Annotated in this window: 19 protein-coding genes; 3 read left to right on the forward strand and 16 right to left on the reverse strand. The window is 46.3% G+C overall.

The features are described 5' to 3' along the window. The first annotated feature begins 49 nt into the window (after positions 1-49). Entirely contained in the window at positions 50-253 is a 204-nt protein-coding gene (locus LUCIF_RS03500; protein WP_122626490.1) for a hypothetical protein, read from the forward strand. A 246-nt stretch (positions 254-499) separates the two neighbouring features. On the opposite strand, the gene hpf is transcribed toward LUCIF_RS03500, so the two are convergent. The 7 genes from hpf to LUCIF_RS03535 form a co-directional block, all read right to left on the reverse strand. Next, a complete protein-coding gene (gene hpf / locus LUCIF_RS03505) occupies positions 500-1,030 on the reverse strand; it encodes a ribosome hibernation-promoting factor, HPF/YfiA family (protein ID WP_122626491.1) in 531 nt (176 codons plus the stop codon). 204 nt (positions 1,031-1,234) lie between these two features. Next, entirely contained in the window at positions 1,235-1,432 is a 198-nt protein-coding gene (locus LUCIF_RS03510) for a cold shock domain-containing protein (RefSeq protein ID WP_122626492.1), read from the reverse strand. 85 nt (positions 1,433-1,517) lie between these two features. Then, positions 1,518-2,237: an amino acid ABC transporter ATP-binding protein gene (locus tag LUCIF_RS03515; RefSeq protein ID WP_122626493.1), complete on the reverse strand. Its 720-nt coding sequence runs from the start codon at positions 2,235-2,237 to the stop codon at positions 1,518-1,520. After that, positions 2,224-2,889 (reverse strand): amino acid ABC transporter permease, encoded by a 666-nt coding sequence (locus LUCIF_RS03520; protein WP_122626494.1) that lies wholly within the window; start codon positions 2,887-2,889, stop codon positions 2,224-2,226. The genes LUCIF_RS03515 and LUCIF_RS03520 overlap by 14 nt, the downstream gene beginning before the upstream one ends. 307 nt (positions 2,890-3,196) lie before the next feature. Next, on the reverse strand, positions 3,197-3,976 hold the full coding sequence (locus LUCIF_RS03525; RefSeq protein ID WP_122626495.1) for a basic amino acid ABC transporter substrate-binding protein: 780 nt from the start codon (positions 3,974-3,976) through the stop codon (positions 3,197-3,199). Between the two features lie 208 nt (positions 3,977-4,184). Beyond that, the gene (locus tag LUCIF_RS03530) at positions 4,185-4,967 is read right to left on the reverse strand and encodes a basic amino acid ABC transporter substrate-binding protein (RefSeq protein ID WP_122626496.1); all 783 of its coding nucleotides are present in this window, start codon (positions 4,965-4,967) and stop codon (positions 4,185-4,187) included. A gap of 262 nt (positions 4,968-5,229) precedes the next feature. Beyond that, entirely contained in the window at positions 5,230-5,517 is a 288-nt protein-coding gene (locus tag LUCIF_RS03535) for a zinc-ribbon domain containing protein (protein ID WP_122626497.1), read from the reverse strand. Positions 5,518-5,979: 462 nt separating this feature from the next. On the opposite strand from LUCIF_RS03535, the gene LUCIF_RS03540 reads away from it, so the two are divergent. Both LUCIF_RS03540 and LUCIF_RS03545 read left to right on the forward strand, forming a co-directional pair. Beyond that, positions 5,980-7,311 carry a tetratricopeptide repeat protein gene (locus tag LUCIF_RS03540; RefSeq protein WP_122626498.1) on the forward strand — a complete coding sequence of 444 codons (1,332 nt, stop codon included), beginning with the start codon at positions 5,980-5,982 and terminating at the stop codon, positions 7,309-7,311. 15 nt (positions 7,312-7,326) lie between these two features. Then, a complete protein-coding gene (locus tag LUCIF_RS03545) occupies positions 7,327-9,003 on the forward strand; it encodes a tetratricopeptide repeat protein (protein ID WP_122626499.1) in 1,677 nt (558 codons plus the stop codon). Between the two features lie 16 nt (positions 9,004-9,019). On the opposite strand, the gene LUCIF_RS03550 is transcribed toward LUCIF_RS03545, so the two are convergent. From LUCIF_RS03550 to LUCIF_RS03590, 9 genes are all read right to left on the reverse strand, one after another. Further along, complete coding sequence (locus LUCIF_RS03550; RefSeq protein ID WP_122626500.1) at positions 9,020-10,192, reverse strand: glycosyltransferase; 1,173 nt, start codon at positions 10,190-10,192, stop codon at positions 9,020-9,022. Between the two features lie 91 nt (positions 10,193-10,283). Beyond that, on the reverse strand, positions 10,284-11,333 hold the full coding sequence (gene pseI, locus LUCIF_RS03555; protein ID WP_122626501.1) for a pseudaminic acid synthase: 1,050 nt from the start codon (positions 11,331-11,333) through the stop codon (positions 10,284-10,286). Between the two features lie 15 nt (positions 11,334-11,348). Beyond that, positions 11,349-12,032: an HAD family hydrolase gene (locus LUCIF_RS03560; protein WP_207856924.1), complete on the reverse strand. Its 684-nt coding sequence runs from the start codon at positions 12,030-12,032 to the stop codon at positions 11,349-11,351. Next, positions 12,029-13,585 (reverse strand): GNAT family N-acetyltransferase, encoded by a 1,557-nt coding sequence (locus LUCIF_RS03565; RefSeq protein WP_122626502.1) that lies wholly within the window; start codon positions 13,583-13,585, stop codon positions 12,029-12,031. The genes LUCIF_RS03560 and LUCIF_RS03565 overlap by 4 nt, the downstream gene beginning before the upstream one ends. Positions 13,586-13,669: 84 nt before the next feature. Beyond that, positions 13,670-14,821: a glycosyltransferase gene (locus LUCIF_RS03570; RefSeq protein WP_122626503.1), complete on the reverse strand. Its 1,152-nt coding sequence runs from the start codon at positions 14,819-14,821 to the stop codon at positions 13,670-13,672. 34 nt (positions 14,822-14,855) lie between these two features. Further along, the gene (locus LUCIF_RS03575) at positions 14,856-15,965 is read right to left on the reverse strand and encodes a glycosyltransferase family 4 protein (RefSeq protein WP_122626504.1); all 1,110 of its coding nucleotides are present in this window, start codon (positions 15,963-15,965) and stop codon (positions 14,856-14,858) included. Further along, positions 15,962-16,510 (reverse strand): hypothetical protein, encoded by a 549-nt coding sequence (locus tag LUCIF_RS03580; RefSeq protein ID WP_122626505.1) that lies wholly within the window; start codon positions 16,508-16,510, stop codon positions 15,962-15,964. The genes LUCIF_RS03575 and LUCIF_RS03580 overlap by 4 nt, the downstream gene beginning before the upstream one ends. A 99-nt stretch (positions 16,511-16,609) precedes the next feature. Further along, positions 16,610-18,109 carry a glycosyltransferase family 4 protein gene (locus tag LUCIF_RS03585; protein WP_165865871.1) on the reverse strand — a complete coding sequence of 500 codons (1,500 nt, stop codon included), beginning with the start codon at positions 18,107-18,109 and terminating at the stop codon, positions 16,610-16,612. A 169-nt stretch (positions 18,110-18,278) separates the two neighbouring features. Further along, positions 18,279-19,055, reverse strand: a complete 777-nt coding sequence (locus LUCIF_RS03590) for a class I SAM-dependent methyltransferase (protein ID WP_122626507.1) — start codon at positions 19,053-19,055, stop codon at positions 18,279-18,281. Positions 19,056-19,122 lie beyond the last annotated feature (67 nt).

Here is a 19,122-nt window from a genome sequence, read left to right on the forward strand (position 1 = left end):
CAGTCATATATTGGGAATAATAGTGAAAACTTGGTGAGGAGGACAAAGAATGTCGTTAAATACTATAGATATTATCGGGCAACTTGCCGATTTAAAAGATACGGATTACAAAAATACGCTGGCAATCAGCGTTTTAATCGAACTATTGGTGGAAAAGGGATTTTTCACCCGCCAGGATTTCGCTCTCAAAGCGCGGGAACTCGAACAATCTACGCTGTCAGAAATATTGCTTGCCCGCCGGATGACGCGGTAAATAAGGGCACATGGCTCAGGGCGCAGGGTCCTTGGAAGCACCTAAGAAAAACCGTTTGCGTGATTTCACGCTCAGGGCGCGGAGCGCAATGCCCGTCTCGGTTGAAAGACCATCCTCAATATAGATGCTTTTTAAGCAGGCTTAGACAGTAAAAACCGGGGGAACCTCCCCCGGTTTTTAATCTATTCGTATAATGTTTTTTGAGCCCTGCGCCTTGCGCTTTGCGCCAAAACGCGCCGGCATTTTTTAGAATTCCGGCTCCATCAGGCCGTAGTTACCGTCCTTGCGGCGGTACAATACATTGACTTCCTCGGACTCGGCATTGATGAAAACATAGAAGTCATGATTGATCAGGTTCATTTGCATGATTGCCTCTTCCACATTTATCGGCTTAACGGCAAAGCGTTTGGTTTTTACTACCTTGAAATTGTCGCTGTCGGTCTCGGCCGTTTGATTGGGAAGCAGTTCGCCCTTGAATGTGCCGGCGCGCAATTTGCGAGCTAGTTTCGTCTTATATTTATCAATCTGTTTTTCCAGCTTTTCAATGACCAGGTCGATCGAAGTATACATGTCGGCCGTCTCTTCCTCGCCGCGAAGCAGCATGCCGTTGACCGGCACCGTCACTTCCACGATATGACGTCCTTTTTCCACATTGAGGATTACAGTAATCTCGCCCAGGTTGCTGAAATATTTGGTGATCTTGCCAACCCGTTTTTCAACATAGTCTTTAAGAGCTGGTGTGATTTCGATGTTTTTTCCGCGTACAGTAATACCCATTTACCCCATCCCCTTTCCAGAGTCTTATATAGTATTATTCCCCATTCAACAAAAAATTCCTTCAATTCAGAAAGACCGCGAATGCGGGTACTGGATGTTAGATGTTGGGTATTGGGTGTTGGGTTGGCCCAGAGACGGGGTGCGAAAATTTCGCCATAAAAAACGAAAAACCCGGTTCTACAACCGGGTATTGGTTAACAAGGTTTATGCTTTTACAACGTTGGCTGCTTGCGGTCCGCGAGCGCCTTCCACAATATCAAATTCCACTTGCTGACCTTCAGCTAAACTTTTGAAACCCTGTTCCTGAATAGCAGAGAAATGAACGAAAACATCACCGCCGTCTTCTCTTTCAATAAAGCCATAACCTTTCTCCGCGCTAAACCATTTTACTTTACCTATCATTCTGAGATTCCTCCTACGATTGTACTGCCGGCCATCCAAATGACCACAAATCAAACTATAGCACATCTGGATATATGTGTCAACGTCATAATATTTTGGATAAGAACAGCTTGGTACGCTCTTCCTGTGGATTGGCAAAAATGTCGTCGGGCTGACCCTCTTCCACAATCCGGCCTTCATCCATAAAAATCACCCGGTCGCCCACTTCCCGGGCAAAACCCATCTCATGGGTGACAACCACCATGGTCATGCCTTCATTGGCCAGTGCCTTCATAACATCCAGCACTTCTTTGATCATTTCCGGGTCCAAAGCCGATGTAGGTTCGTCAAACAGCATGACCTTAGGCCGCATGGCCAGTGCTCTGGCAATAGCTACCCGCTGCTGCTGCCCGCCGGACAATTGCTCGGGGTACGCCCGGGCCTTATCCGACAAACCGACTTTATTCAAAAGATCAAGGGCAATCCTTTCCGTTTCAGCTTTCGACTGTTTACGCACCTTACGCGGCGCCAGCATAATATTCTGCAGCACCGTCATATGGGGAAACAGATTAAACCGCTGAAATACCATGCCGACTTCTTCGCGCACCTTATTAATATTAGCCTGGCTGGTCAGGGGAATGCCATCAACGATAATCTCACCATCCGTAGGCTCTTCAAGATAATTAATGCAGCGCAAAAGAGTGCTTTTGCCCGAGCCGCTCGGCCCGATCACAACCACTACTTCCTGCTCCTTAATATGCGCATCAATGCCTTTTAAAACATGCAGATTGCCAAATTTCTTATGTATATTCTTAATGCTTATCATCGATTTTGTACCTCCGCTCCAGATAATCCACCAAGCGGGAAATGGTCAGCGTCATGACCAAATAAATAAACGCCACGGTCAGCCATATTTCAAACGAAGCGTATGTGCGGGCGATAATGAGCTGCCCGCGGCGGGTCAACTCTTCGAATCCGATTACGGATACCAGGGAAGAATCTTTCAACATGGCAATAAATTCATTGCCCAAAGGAGGGATAATCCGCTTGAACGCCTGTGGCAGAATTACATACTGCATCGTCTGGCCCCAAGTCATACCCAGCGAACGGCCGGCTTCCATTTGCCCATTGTCGATAGACTGAATTCCGGCCCGGAAGATTTCGGCGATATAGGCGCCACTGTTAATGCTGCAGGCCGTAATCGCGGCAATAAACGGATCAATCTGCCGCCCAACCACCATCGGCAGCGCAAAATAAATAATAAAAATCTGGACCAACAGCGGCGTCCCTCTGATAAAATCCACATAAACAGAAGCTGCCACCCTGACCATCCAGATTTTCGATAACCGTGCCATGCCGGCAAACATGCCGATCAGAAGTCCGAACCCTACACTGAGCACGGTAATCTTCACGGTCACTCCCGCTCCCATTAAGAGCAGTGGAATGGATTGTAGAACCAAATTAAAATCAAAATTCATAATTCCCCTCACCCTTGGCAAATAATAAACGGCTGCATGATAATGCACAATACGATTATAGTAGCCTGTCCCCTACGTGTCAACACATTTTTCGGCAATGTCTACGGTAAGAAAAACCGCATAGCGCGGGCAGTACCTACTTTAAATATAATAAGAAAGACCCAAAGGGTCTTTAAATGGAAGGAAAGTATTTTACTTTTCGGTATTCTAAGCAAAACGAGCGTTTGGAGGAGATAGCCCGAAAAGTTATACTTTCTGATCCCACAAAAAAAGCATACCGGCGGTATGCTTTTTTGTGTTTTTCCAATTATTTCTGCTCCGGTTTTTTGCCGAACCATTTCATGTAAATCTTGTCATATTCGCCGTTTTTCTTTAATTCAGCCAGCGCCTTGTTGATTTGGTCGTTCAAAGCCGTATTCTTTTTGGCAGTGGCAATACCGTATTCCTCGGCATTCAGCACGTCACCCACCAATTTGGCGTCTTTGTCGCCGCCCTTGGCCAAATAATACTGGTTTACGGGCAAATCATTGACAACGGCGTCGGCGCCGCCGGCCTTCAATTCCATATAAGCATCGGAGGCACTGTTAAATTCCCGCACTTTGGCATCTTTAATCTTCTTGGCCTCATCGGCGCCGGTCGTGCCGATTTGGACGGCAATCCGCTTGCCTTCCAGGTCTTTAAAGCTGTGAATTGCCGCATTGTCTTTCTTTACGACAATAGACAACCCGGCCTTATAATAAGGTTGAGAAAAATTCACCTTCTGCGCCCGTTCACTGGTAATCGTCATAGCCGATGCAATTGCGTCGATCTGGCCGGCGTTCAAAGCCGGAATCAATCCGTCAAAACCCATGCTGACGACTTCTACCTGGTAACCTAGCTGCTTGCCGACGGCTTTCATAAGATCCACATCAAAACCAGCATATTCATTGGTCTTTCCATCCTGGAATTCAAACGGCGGGAAGGTCGTTTCCGCCCCCATTTTAAGCACCTTGGCTTTCGCAGCCGGTTGCTGTCCGCCACAGCCGGTTAAAGCGGCGGTAACGCCTAAAACAAGCACTACCACAAAAACAATCCATTTTTTTGACACGTTAAAGCCCCCTAGTGATATTATGTACAAGAGATATTATACATCTCTCTGTATACCTATGCAAGTACATGTCTGTTTTATTCCACGATACGGGGACGGCATTAGGAATTGGGAATTGGATTTTGGGGCCGGAGGTTGGAGGTACCTGCAGCAAAAGAGGTACGGCTGGGCCGCACCTCTTTTGCATTAAAATATTTTATCTTATTGATTATTCTTTCGGCGGTTTGACGCCGAACCATTTCACGTAGATTTTTTCATATTCGCCGTTTTTCTTTAACGTATCCAGGGCCTTATTAACATCTTCTACCAGCTGGGTATTTTTCTGGGAAATAGCAATCCCGTAATCTTCCGCCGTCAACGGTTCGCCAACCTGTTTCGCGTCTTTACCGCCGGCTTCTTTAATAAAGTAATCATTAACCGGTTTATCGTTAATAGCGGCGTCGACACCACCGTTCTTCAACTCCAGGAACGCTTCCGGCATTGTGTTAAACTCGCGGATTTTAGCGTCTTTAACTTTTTTGGCTTCATCAGCACCGGTTGTGCCGATCTGCACGGCAATCCGCTTGCCTTCCAGGTCTTTAAAACTATGAATGGTGTTATTATCGCTTTTTACCACAATCGTCAAACCCGATTTATAATAGGGTTTGGAAAAGTTAACCTTTTTTGCTCTGTCCGGCGTAATTGTCATCGCCGAAACCGCCATATCAATGTTGCCGGCTTCCAGAGCCGGAATCAGACCGTCAAAGTTCATGCTCTGCACCTGAACTTCAGCGCCCATTTGCTTACCGATAGCTTGAATTAAATCCATGTCAAAGCCCACATATTGTTTACTCTTCTCATCCTGAAACTCAAATGGAGCATAAGCGGTATCAGAACCCACTTTCAGCACTTTCGCTTTCGCCGGAGCCGCCGGTTGCCCGCCACAGCCCGCCAGGGCGAGGGAAACGGCAAAGAAACTCAAGACCAGCAACACGATCATTTTCTTAGACACAGTATGTACCCCCCTATTTTTGAACCAAATTTATGTTTATAATTCTACCTATGTTTTGCATAAATAGTCAAGCACTTTTTTAACACTTTACCAAATAAAAGAATTAACGGATTCTACTTAATATTGCTCCCGCCATTTGTTTCAAATGCCTAATTTACTGAGAAGAAGGTGATTTTGCAAAAAACGGAAAAATCAAAGGATTGTTAAAAATAAAAAAGCCCGGAATCAAATTCCGGGCGTTGTTCGACGTATAAATATAAATTTATTTTCTAGCGTTAAAACAGTCACGGCAATAAATAGGACGATCATTGCGCGGTTTGAATGGAACCTGAGTAGTCACGCCACACTGTGCACAAACAGCTTCGTGCATTTCCCGTGGCGCACGGCCTTCGCCGCCATCCCGTTCGCGCCTTCTGGCTCCACGGCAATCACGGCAGCGGGCAGGCTCATTTTCAAAGCCTTTCTCTGCATAAAATTCTTGTTCTCCCGCAGTAAAAATGAAGTCCCCCCCGCAATCTTTGCACTTAAGAGTTTTGTCCTGAAAAGCCATTAAAGAAATCCCCTCACCTTATGATATTAAGGACCATTGCTTAGCCGACCTGGTCTTTGCCCCCACACTCGCCTGCGGGAGGTTTCGCTACTAGAAAGCTAATCCCCTCACTACCGCCCCTCTCGGATTCAGGGCAATACTAGACGCCGGCTGTTATCCCGGCCACTACCATTGCGCCTCATATCTCCATCCGGCAGGTCTTACCTCTAAGCCGCACCATGCTCAAAGCCGCTTTGGACTCCTTACGTGGATCGTTTCGCCTGCGACTGGCATCGATTTTCAACCACAGACCTAAGCAAAAGGTTCTTAAATAAATTATAGAATCGACGGCAAAAAAATGCAAGAAAATTTCGTCTCATTTAAGCTGGAATCCATATCCGCTCGCAAAAAAGGATTTATCCCTCCGGTCAACGAAAAAATAATTGTCGATTTTTATATTAATTTATACTTAAGGAGTAACCCATGACTGCCGAAATGCATTTACAGCGCGGCATCGAATTGGCCCACAAAAAAGCGTATCAGGAAGCGGTCGATTCCCTGCGCCTCGCCATCGGGCTGAAGCCGGACGATGCGGAAGCGTATAACAGCCTCGGTGAAGTATTAAACGATATGCGCCGTCCTGCCGACGCAGAACCGTATCTGCGCCGTGCCATTGAACTGGACCCGGATTATGCGGCGGCTCATAACAACCTGGGTATGGCGTTAACGAAATTAACCCGGCCCGATGAGGCTGCGGCCTGTTTTCACCGGGTTACTGAGCTGCTTCCCGACGAGCCGGTTGCTTATTACAATTTAGGAGTCGTCTTAAAAGAGGCCCGGCGTCTGGCCGAAGCGGAAGGCTGCCTGCACCGGGCCCTGAAACTCAACCCGGACTATCCGGCGGCCGAATTCGCCCTGGGGACATTATATCTGCTGCTAGGCCAATTTGATAAAGGCTGGAAAACTTATGAATCCCGGCATAAACTGCTCGGGTTTAACCCGGATATCCATCTTTGGCAGGGAGAAGACCTCAGAGGGCGTAAAATTCTCCTGTTTCAGGAACAAGGCTTCGGCGACACCCTGCAGTTCTTCCGTTTTGCGCCAAGGATCGCCGCCCTGGCCGACTCAACGACCCTGTGGGTGCAAAAACCTTTATACCGTTTATTGGCGGCTTCGGAGCACAATGTCAAAATTCACGCCGGCGATGATATAAAGGAAGAATTTGACTTCGTCGCCACCTTGCTTAGCCTGCCGCGCATCTTCAACATTTCGACGGCGGCCATTCCCGGAACCGTTCCTTATTTACAACCGGACCGCGAAATTGCCGCCCGTTGGCAGAAAACATTGCAGAAAACCGCGGACAATAAACGGGTCAGGGCCGGAGTCGTCTGGGCTGGAAATCCCCATCACAACAACGATCATAACCGGTCGATTCCTTTTCAGTTATTCCAACAATTACTTTCCATCAATACCATAAGCTGGATCAGCCTGCAAACAGGCCCACAGGCCGGCGATCTGGCGTCCTGTTCCGGCCAGGTAACGGATTGCGGCTGTACTCTTAGCGATTTTGCCGAGACGGCCGGACTTATCGCAAATCTTGACCTGGTCATCACCGTGGATACCTCCGTCGCCCATCTGGCCGGGGCGCTGGGCAAAAAGACCTGGCTGCTCCTGCCGTTTATGCCCGACTGGCGCTGGCAACTGGACCGGGAGGACTGCCCCTGGTATCCAACCATGCGTCTGTTCCGGCAAAGCCGGCCCGGCAACTGGCAGGAAGTCTTGGACAGGGTGAAACAGGCATTAAATGATTTGTAACAGGGAGCATAAAAAATGGATGCAAACACCTATTTAAACCGTGGCCTTGAAATGGCCGGTCAGGGCAATCTGCCGCAGGCGATCAGCGCCTTCCGGCAAGCGATCCGCCTGCGGCCGGATTATCCGGAGGCGTATAATAATTTAGGCGCCTTACTGGCAAGAACAAACCATCTTCAAGAAGCTGTTGCCTGTTTGAAACGGGCTGTAGAACTAAAGCCGGATTATCCGGAAGCCTTCAATAATCTCGGTTCTTTATTTACCATGTCTGCCCGTTTCGAGGAAGCGGAGAATTGCCTGCAGCAAGCCATAAATCTAAAACCCGACTATGCCGAGGCCTGTCACAATCTGGCTCTGGTGTTAAAAAACACGGCTCCGGACAGTGAAAAAGCCGAAACCTTATTGCAGCAAGCCATAAAATTAAAACCCGATTACTATGAAGCCTATAACAGCCTCGGCGCTCTTTTAAAAGAAAAAAACTGTTTGAACGAGGCGGCAAACTACCTGCATCAAGCCATAGTAATCAAGCCGGATTCTCCGGAAGCCTGCTTCCATCTCGGCATGGTTCTAAAAGAACAAAACCGGCTAGATGAAGCCGCAGTGCATCTCGTTCAAGCGCTGCAGTTAAAACCGGATTTTGCCGAGGCCCATTGCGGCCTGGGGCTGGTATACAAGGAACTAAACCGCCTCGGCGAAGCGGAAACCCATCTTGGCCGCGCCCTCGAACTGTGCCCGGACTTCAAGGAAGCCGCTTTTGTCCTGGGAGTTTTATACTTGCTGCAAGGGCAATATACTAAAGGCTGGGAAAAATATGAACTGCGCCGCCAGATATTGCAAACTCCCGAACCGCCGGTCACTCCCTGGCAGGGCCAGGACCTGACGGGCCGCAGCATCCTGCTGTTCCATGAACGGGGTTTCGGCGATACCATTCACTTCGTGCGCTATGTAAAAAAAATAGCAGCCCTGGCGGCCGCAACAACGCTGCTGGTTCCTAAATCCTTAGCAAGCTTATTCTCCTTTTCTTTCGCTAACATTACGGTCCTGTCCGGTAAAAGCCTGCCGCGCAGCTACGATTTTGCCTGCCCTCTGCCAAGCTTGCCGTATCATTTCCATACTACGTTGGCGACGATCCCCCAAACTATCCCCTACCTGAAAGCCAATCCGGCGATTACGGCCAAATGGCAGGCCCTGTTACAGCAGCATGGCTGCAATACCGCCTATAAAGCCGGCGTGGTCTGGGCCGGCAGCCCGCAGCATAAAAACGACCGGAACCGATCCATTCCTTTTCGTCTGTTTAAGCCGCTTTTTACCGTCGACACCGTACGCTGGATCAGCCTACAGGCCGGCCCCCGCGCCAACGACCTGACAGTTTCCGATAAGGTACTCGATTTCAGCCCGGCTCTCACGGACTTTGCCAAAACAGCCGGGCTCATTGAAAATCTCGACCTGGTAATCACCGTGGATACCGCAGTAGCCCACCTGGCCGGCGCGCTGGGAAAAGAGACCTGGCTGCTGCTGCCCCTTGACCCGGACTGGCGCTGGCACCTGGCCCGCGAAGACAGTCCCTGGTACCCGTCGCTGCGCCTGTTCCGGCAGCGAGAACCGGACGGCTGGCAGGAAGTCTTAACCAAAATAAAACTGGCTTTAGAGGCTAAATTAAATAACAATCACTATGTACCAATAAGGCAAGGGTAGCTCAAGCTCCCTTGCCTTATTGGTTATCCCGCCAACGCTTATATTGCTCCACAATAGTTTGCGCGCGGTTTAGCCAAGTATGCTCTTTCACTACTTTGTCATGTCCTTCCCGCGCCAGGGTTGTCTGAAGCTCAGGAGTTTCAAGCAGCAGGGAAACCTTCTCAGCTAACTCGTCTGCATTCGTATAGGAAAATAATAATAAATGTTTTCCCTCTTCAAAGCAATCTTCATAAAAACCGGCCCGCTGGACCACCACCGGCGTATAATTCAGCATGGAAGTTAAGGACCTTTCATGTCCGCCATAAGTGTAGCTTACGCCGACGTCGACACAAACTTTCGCCTGCCGGGTTAATTGAATTAGTTCCAAAACCGGTTGTTCCGGATAAATATCAAGGTGTTCGGCATACTTTGCCCTTTTCCAACCATGACTGCAAACCGTTACCTTTACATTCTGCTGGATCAGCCTTATCATGGCGGTTTCCCGCCGACAGGCCCGGATAAACCGGTCAGCGATACCAAACAACGGCAACAGCTGCTTTAAAAGTTCAAAACTATAGATCTGGTTTGAACGCAATACAGATTCGGCTGCCGCAGTGATGGATAGTCCCGCCTCACTTAGTACCTGATCAATGATAGCATCCAAAAGATTGCGGGCATCCTCGGAAGGTATGGCCTTGATTTCAGCGTATACATCGTTAACGCTGTAGTAGGTGCCGGGCATAAAAACCTGAATTTTCCTCTCAGCCGGTTTTAGGATCCGCACTGGGTCCGGCGAAACAATCGCTCCTTGAGGCAAAAAGTATAGATTTTTAATTTCCGGTACAAAGGTATTGATAAATTCGATTCCGCCCTTGTCTACAGCGCCAAGCAGCATACTTTGCAGGCCGCAGTGCAGACGTTCCCAATGATGTACCGGATGATCCACGAGAACGGAAACGAAGGGGACTTTCATAATATTAAAAAATAACTCCTGCTGAATCATTAAGGCAGCCCCAACCAGGTTAAAACTAAAAACAAAGTCAACTTCACGGCTGAACTTTTTTACAAGATTACGGATCCCTTCCGCATCCTCCGCAAGGTCGACGATTGAGGCCTCGATCCCCAGTTCACCAAGGGCATCAGCAATTTGATCAATGAAAGCCCTTAATACGCCATACTGTGATTGACCTTTTAGTAAAATAACCCGCAACTGACTCTCTCCCTTTTTCCTCTAGGGCGCTCTATCTATTTCATAATATATTAGCGGCAAATTTTCCAATAAGTCTTCCGAGGAAGATTTTTCAAAGGATTTCCCAGCTTACGGGGGTACCGCGCCGCACATCTTTGCGAGCCTGACGCCCGATGATTAACTCCAGATATTTCGGCGGCAATCCCAGCCCCGGCCGGATCGCCCTAACATTCTGGTCCGTAAAAAGTTCGCCGGCCCGGATATCCTCCACTACATACAAAGAACGCCGGTGACGCAAGGATGCCCGTTCCGCCTCCGTTGGGCCATAACTGACTTCTCCCAGCGCCTGATAAGCCCTTTCGCATTCCGTAACCAGCGCCTTCATTTCGTCCGGTTCCAGCGAAAAGGCGGCATCCACCCCGCCGTCGGCCCGGGAGAGAGTAAAGTGCTTTTCGATCACGGCAGACCCCAGGGCGATACCGGCGATGGCCGCGCCAATTCCCATAGTATGGTCGGATAAGCCCACCGGACAGGCAAACAAGTCTCGCATATGCGGAATAGTCAGCAAATTGGTATTGGCCGGTGTCGCCGGATAGGTGCTCGTACATTTGAGCAGGACGAGGTCCCGGCATCCCGCCTGCCGGGCAGTCCGGACAGTTTCATCAATTTCGGCGACCGTCGCCATGCCCGTAGAGATAATCATCGGCTTGCCGGTCGCAGCAATCTTGCGGATCAGCGGCAAGTCCGTCATTTCAAAGGAAGCGATTTTATAACACGGCACCGCCAGGGATTCCAAAAAGTCAACGGCACTTTCGTCAAAGGGTGTACTAAAACCAAGGATGCCATGCTCCCGGCAACGGTCAAAAATCGGCTTATGCCATTCCCAGGGCGTATAGGCCTGCTGATACAATTTATACAGCGAATTTCCCCGCCAAAGCGAATTGGGATCATCAATAAAAAATTCCCCTTCATCGAGATCAATCGTCATGGTGTCCGCCGTATAGGTCTGCAGCTTTAACGCCTGAACCCCGGCCGCAGCGGCGGCATCCACAATAGCCAGCGCCCGTTCCAAGGAATGGTTGTGGTTGCCGGACATCTCGGCAATGATAAACGGGCGATGCTTTGCTCCAACTGTTAAAGAACCAATTTTAATGTCTTCCACGTAAAAACCTCTCTTCTACGGCTCATTTTCCAAGACCTGCTGCAAAAATTCCGGCGTCAATCCGGTTAAGGACTGAATCCGCCAGCGGGCCTCAAAACGCTCTTCCAGCACCAGATCTTTATACTGTCCCTGCAAGATACGGACGGTTTTAAACCCCAGCGGCTTAATGCCGACAAAATCTTTGCGCGGATTGTCCGCCACATAAATCACCTGGCCGGGGTCAACCTGTTCCCGCTCACAAATTTTCCAGAAGCAGTACGGCGACGGTTTGGCATTTTTTATCCCATAGCGGTGGGTAATATAACAATGCCTGACCCGTTCTTTCAGCCCTAGCGCAATAATTTTATTATGCTGAACCAATTTATTGCCGTCCGTCACGATATACAAAGGAAATGGCGCCAGCCACCGCAGACAGTCCTCCGCCGCCGGGAATAAACAAATCTCCGGCTGATGCCGCCGGTATACCGACAGACACTGGCGGACATTCTTGCGGGAATATACGCCGAATTCTTGCAGTACATCATCAAAAATGCTGCCCCGGCCGCCGGCAAGCCGCATAACCAGCCGCTGATAGCATGGTTCCGCCGGCAGATTCCAGCTCCGCTGCAGGAATTGGGCAACCGCGCGAAAGCCGCTTCGGACATAGGTCAGTTCATCATATAAGGTGTCATCCAAATCAAATACGACAACGGCCATCATCCGTCCCCATCCAGAATCAGATCGGCCGGATAGCGGACCTGCCGGAGAATGTGGTCTGTCTTTATAAACGGGTATGAACTAATCTCTACGCCAGTAGCCTCCAGTAAGAACCAGAAGAAACTATCCAGTCCGGCGGCTAGCGATAAGGTAGATGCGCCGCCGAACCGGGAATTGCACTCAATAATATGAATATCCTGCCGTTCATCCACGATCAACTGCAAAACAACATGTCCGTAGAGCTGCAGCTTGCTAATATATCCGGCACAAAGCCGTTCCAGGCGTTCATCCTGCACCAGCGTCGTCACCTGGGACTCGCCATTAACCGTCCAGTCCCGGGAACGGCATACCACGCCTTTGACTCTGCCGGCCCGGTCTATGTAGGCATCCACGCTGTATTCCCGTCCTTCAATATAGGGCTGAAAAATGGGACTTGCCAGTTTAGCCGCGTGTTTTTCGGCCTCCAGCCGTGAAAGCTTTAGGCCGATATTTTGTGAGCCTGCTCCATAGCGGTCTTTTACTACCAAGAGCGGCGCACGAATATCCTCCAAATCTTCCGAGGCGGCAACTGCGGGAATCCCTAGCTCTTTGCAGACTTGAGAAAATAGCAGTTTATCCAGACATTGATGAATCGATTTTTCCCCGGCAACCATAACTTCAATGCCTTGCTCGCGCAGCCACTGTTTACGCTGGCTCCAAAACAAAAGTTCCCCGTCACGGGTTGGGATCACACACTTCACTTGGCGGGAAATGAGTTCTGCTAACAGCGCTTTATTGGTTATACTGTCAATGGGCGGCAAACGCCAAAAAACATCGGTAAAATACCTGGCAATACATTGTTCCTTGCTATCGGCCCCGATTAAAGCCCCATGATTACCCAACTTGTTCATAGCTGCTTTGACCGCTTGTACCAGAGGGACTTTACGGGAAATGCTGGTCACCAGGACATTGGCTCCCGTATCAGTCTTAAGCTTGTCCTGCCTATCCGCATCATATTCCGGCAAATGCCCATGGACTAGCGAATCCACATAAGTGCCGTTATGATAAATATGCCGTTTCATCCGGCCTTCCAGCCGGAACCCCGCCTCTTCCAAAATGGATACATGGAACGGCCGGAGATCAAACGTTTCCCCGGTTAGGCGGTTAAATTGCAAATCCTGGTAAGCAACCTCTTTTAACAAATGCAAATACGCCAGAAAGTCTTCCCGGTAGACTCTCCGGTTCTTCACCCGTTCGGGATTCAACAAAAACGATACTTCTCCCCGCTTGTCCTCCCAGTTGATATGCACAATACCGCCATAACCGATGCAGGTATTGTCCTTTAAGAAGCTGAACAGAACCTGCGGCGGCCATTCCTCCGCCAAAGACGGCCAGACGACTTTGGCGAAATACTGCCGCTGCGCCTCTTCCGTAAGCGGTTCCTTTTGCCGCAGCACGGCAATCTGGGCATTGCGCCAGTCCTTGATCAGCATGATATCTTCATCCCGGATGGGAAGAAGTTGGTAGTTCTGGTATGTATAATGATTTTGTTTTAGGCATTTATAAGTGCGCATCATATTTTTTCCTTCAGTAGAATTCTTTAATGCTGGAATAGAAAGACTAGTCTGCTTTCTAAACTTAATGTTATAAAAGCATTAAATTTATCTGTGCATTCTCTTTTTATACAATTCCAACATTGCACTTTCGTATGCAGCGATTGTTTTGTCATACCCAAAAACATTATTAGCCAGTTTTGCCGCAGTTTCTGTTTTCCTGGCACCCTGTTGGTCTACAGACAGAGTTTGATGTATCAATTTGGCAATGCTGCTGATATCACCTGGGAGAAACGTGCCAGTACAATATTCACCTAAAGCCTTTTCAATATCTTTAGTGCCTTCCACAGAAGAAAATATTGCAGGGACGAGTAACGTAACCGCTTCGATCGGCGCCAACCCAAGTCCTTCACTATATGAAGGAAAAACAAATAAATCAGATCCAGCCACAATCTCGTAAGGATCCTCTACCCACCCCGTAAATATTACCTTGTTTTCAAGATTTAAATATTTAATAGTATCATCAAGTTCTTTTTGATAGTTAGCATCTCGGCTCTCACCGATGAGCAAAGCTACATAGGAACCTTCTAATTGAGCCATTGCCTTAACTACATCAATTTGGCCTTTACGTTGCGTTATTTCTCCTAAATGGGTAAGTATTTGGGATCCCGCCGGGACGTTATACCTTGCAGTCACCATTTTTCTAAGTCTCTGCTTATAAGGTACGTACTGCGCCGGATTAACGTATAATCCCGGATAAATAACCCCGGATGCTTTAACTCCCTTGTCAGTGCCAAACTTCATATATTCCTTGGAATCATAAAATACCTGTTCACACTGGTTAAAGGCCCATGCGTCTGAAATATCCATCCATCCTGGACGATTTGGCCCCCAGCTATGGAAAGTCGCAATAACAGGAATGTCTAATCCTAGTTCGCGTTTAGCCATATATGCCGCCAGTGCAGGAACACCGGCATGTACATGGATCACATCGTAATGGTTGCGTTCTACTAAATCAGCAAGTTTACGCATTTCAGGCCAGAAAATATCGTTTTGCCGATTAAAAAAGTTTATTTGATACTGTTCTATATCACGATCAGTTAATTCCGCCTTCAAGCGATCCCAATCCTCAAGTTCTCCGGAATGTCCGGTAGAAACTACCTGCACCTCATGTCCCTTATCTTTTAAACTACGGGATAACCGGGTTAGGAATGAGCCTGCCCCGCCCCTTAAAAATGTTGTCATTTCCAAGATTCTCATTGTACCCACTCCGTTTTATAGGCTAATCAAAAACTTAGCTTTCCAGACACATTAGGAAAATTCGCCGTGTTTCTTCCGCCGTCCTTTTCCAGGAAAATGCCGATGCGCGTTTTAATCCTTCTCTTATATATTGCTGTTGAATTTGAGGCGATATAATCATTTGCTCCATAGCAAAGGCAATAGACTCTATATCCAGAGGATCGCAATATATTGCGGCATTCCCTGCGACCTCCGGCAAAGATGATGTTTGCGATGTAACTACCGGGGCACCTAAAGCCATTGCCTCTAAAACGGGTAAACCGAAACCTTCGTAGATAGATGCGTACACAAAAGCTTGTGCATTTTTATAAAGTACACCCAAGTCCTCATCCGGTACAAAGCCTGTCATAATAATGTCTTCATGATATTGATTTGTTGTTATTTCTTTCAAAAGTTCCTGATACTTCCAGCCAAGTCCACCTACCAACACCATATGCAATTTTTCTTTATGCCGCTGACGTAAAATCTCATAAGCTTTCAAGACGCGCCTCAAATTCTTTCTTGGTTCTATCGTACAGACAGATAGTATATAGGGCCCCTTAATACCGTATTGATCCAAGACACTCTGATTAATCGAATTTTTTAGTGCATGGTTAACGATCAACGGAGCTAAATGAACTACACTAATCTTCGATTCATCAATGTCAAAAAAATCAATGATATCGCCCTTTGTCGCATAGGAATCGGCGATAATATGGTCACAATACTGCGCCGATACCCTAATTCCTTTGTTAAAAAAATCGTAAGTCGCAGTGCTGTTTCCACATAGCTCAGGAAATTTCAATGGAATCAGGTCATGTATTACCTGCACACCTTTAAATAAACGTTTTGACGGTAAAGGATAATAAGGAGAAAACAATAAATCCAATTTTGCAGCTTCACCTTTAAAAGCTAGTAATTTATTCGCCAGATCGGAGTCACTTGCCGGCAAGTCTAAATACAATCGTTTCGTTTCAGGCACTTCCAGGCTTTGAAATTCTCCAATAAAAAGATAGTCCTCATTCTGAAATGAATTTAATTCTTTTGCCACGTTATATGCATATCTTGGGATGCCGCTATAATTCCGTCCGGTTAGTACCCGTAAGTCTAGACCTATCTTCTTCATGCCTTTTTCTCCTGCCCTTCCAAATCCGCCCAATACCAGTTAGCAATCGCCTTAAGCAATTCTAAGGATTTAAGATATAACTCAGGGTGAGGAATCTTCATTAGCTCCCAATAACAATTAAACGCGTATACTGTCCCACACGTAAGCTCTCTAGCAAATTCTATAATATTCTCAAAGCCCATACCGAATCGATCATTCAAAAGTACAACGTATTGGTCAATAGCCTTCTCTCTTAAATACTGTATTTCTTGACTACATTTATAGGCTTCATATCGTCTTCCGTGAACATATGGAATAACCTCGTAATTTTCAACGCATATTTCCCGGATCATTTCTTTATCACATTCGTGAGTTAAAATATAAACAAAAATATGGGGATTCACCTTTTTTAACTGTTCTATCATTTTTTTAAAAGTACTCATATCTGCTGAACGAACAATGAGCACTTTACGGACAGACTTAAAAACATCCATCTGTACTGTATCTGTTGAGCGGATTTGTTCATAAATCTCGTTAAACAGATCATCCAAATGTGATATAATCATAACTCCTCCATATTAAAAAATAATCCCGTACATATTTCTAACCGTTGTCACACCTGTTGCTATCACGTAAAGTGTTTTTTCATTGCTGATCCAAATAAATTACCATAAAAAAATATATGGCATCCATAAATCCCGCTGCTTGTAATCCGACTGATCTATATATCCATAAGAGTTCAATTGTTGTTTTATTTCCGTCGCATAAAGAGAAGCAATAATAATAAACGGTTTTTCCTTAAAACCAGCAAGAGCTGTAGGTGAGTATACTCTTAAACCCATTATATCTGTTTGCCATTTTCCTGGATCATTATCAATAAATCCTTCCACCTGTGTATCTTTTTTCCTTAAAAGTTCTAACGTTTCTCTTCCCCCACTGCCCGCACCCCAAATAAAAATAGATCGAGTTCCAACTATTTCTTTTATATTGGGAGATACTAACGCGATCGCTTTTTTATTTGGCCTTTTCTGTTTTTCACTTTTTAATAGTCCACGCTTTTGGACAGTATCTGCTAAATTTTCTGCTATTACTTGCCAATCAAAGTTCTTTTCCACAAGGCGTCTGGCAGTATTTACTAGGGAATCAATCTCGTCCGTTCTACTGTTTCTAACCAGACGAATTGCATTATCAAACTGATTAATATCAGTTATAATCGCGCTTTTTCCATCTTCTAAATCCAGACCTCTGGCACCAACAGGAGTAGAGACAACCGGAAGTCCTGCAGCAAAATATTCTAACATCTTTAGATTCGTACCAGAACCATAGGTCATCGGGTTAATTGCTAAATCAGCCTTCTCCAATAAGGCGCTTTTCATTTCATCATCAACAGTACCTATCAATTTCACATTTGCGGGAACACAATCCGGTTTAAAATCCCGGCATACACTCCCCACAATAAGGAAATTAACTTCTGATAAATGATGTGCATGTTCAATTATTAAATTTACCGCATCAGTGTTGGGTCCATGCTGGCTTCCCAGAAATAAACAATTAAATTCTTCTTTATTCGATTTTTTTTGTACACGCTCTTTCCAAGAAATAAACTTAACTTTGTGAGTGTCAACTCCATTGGGGACAATCGTTATCTTCGAAGATTCCGTACCGTATAAATTTTCCATAAGTTTTCCGTCATCGTGGCTACAAGCCATTATTAAACTGCTATCCATGCAACATAATTGTTCAATCTTTACGGTTTCTAGAGCTAGCTTCCGTCCACCGTCTGTATCCGGGAGCATTTTAGGCTTTAGACTCCCTTCAACATCTTGAGCCTCATACCATAGCATCTTATTACTAACCTCTCTGATGGCTGAATAAAGATACGGGTGAGAAGTAACAACAGCATCGGCACTTCCGGCAGACTTACCTAGCGCTTCAATATAGGCGGGAGATAACTTGTAGAATTGTGGCAATCCAACATCAGCCGTGGAAACTCCAATTTCTCTTGTCAGTGCATCCTCCGCTTCTTGATGTTCCGTTGATTTAGGAATTCGAATCTCACGCAATCCAGGAACAATCTCTAAAACGCATTCCTTTTGACCGGCGTGCGCCAAAGTGACTAAGTCAATATCAAACCATAATGCCAGATTCTTAAATAATTCAAACACCCTGAGCTGTCCCCCACTGTAAGGAGGATATATTTGGAAAGGGACAGCTACCGTTATTTTCGAAACCGGGTTCGAAGTCGTCATAAATGCTTACCCCATTTCATTTTCAATAAATTTTTCGGTCAGTTCTTTCATTATTAAGCTGATGCACTAGCCTGATACCAAAGACCTATATATTGGCATATTTTTCAAAAAAAACACTAAAACCGCCTACAGCCAACTCATTTAATTTTTCCTTTTCACATATGCGAATAAGATTATTATAAATTTCTGGCGTTAACTCCGATTGTCTTTTCCCCAAATGGATGTATCTTGATAAAATCATACTTTCCCTAATTTCACGGATCCAAAATCCACTGTTTAGAAAAATTCTATAATAGTCTGACCGGGTAAGTCGATTAATAATATCGCTATCATAAATTTGGAAACATGCCGCTTCAGCCTCTTTTTCTCCAATTTTCGGCAACAGATAGTTATGCATTTCATTACGAGCCATCCACAAATGCCCCCACGGGGGAATCAGGCCGGCTTTATCTTCATTCCAAAAAAAATAATGATGCCCTATTATAGATGTCCAAACCGGACTAAACTCGGTATAAAATCTACCAAATGGTTTCAATACACGTCTTATTTCGCTCAATACTAAACTTAAATCAGCAATATGCTCAAACGTTGCTATAGAAACTACTGCGTCAAAGAAATTGTCTGGATAATTTAGATTTATAGCATCGCCATTGGCAATTTCCCAATTATCCCTTTTACTCGGCTTAATTCCCCACCATGACTCTAAACCAGGGTCAACGCCTACAATATGATGTGGAGAATACCGACCGGCAATCTCCTTTACCAGCTTTCCATTTCCGCAGCCAATTTCCAAAACAATCTTTCCATAAAAATCTAAATGTTTATTAGCGTTTATCATAAATGGTTCAAGGTATGTATCCATTATGTCAACTCCTATACAATATCTTTTTTTGCTTGGATGTACTCTGAACCATAAACTTTTTCGCCCG

Origin of the sequence: Allolucifera butyrica (assembly GCF_900476375.1) — a bacterium.
GTDB lineage: Bacteria > Bacillota > Negativicutes > Sporomusales > UPPP01 > Lucifera > Lucifera butyrica.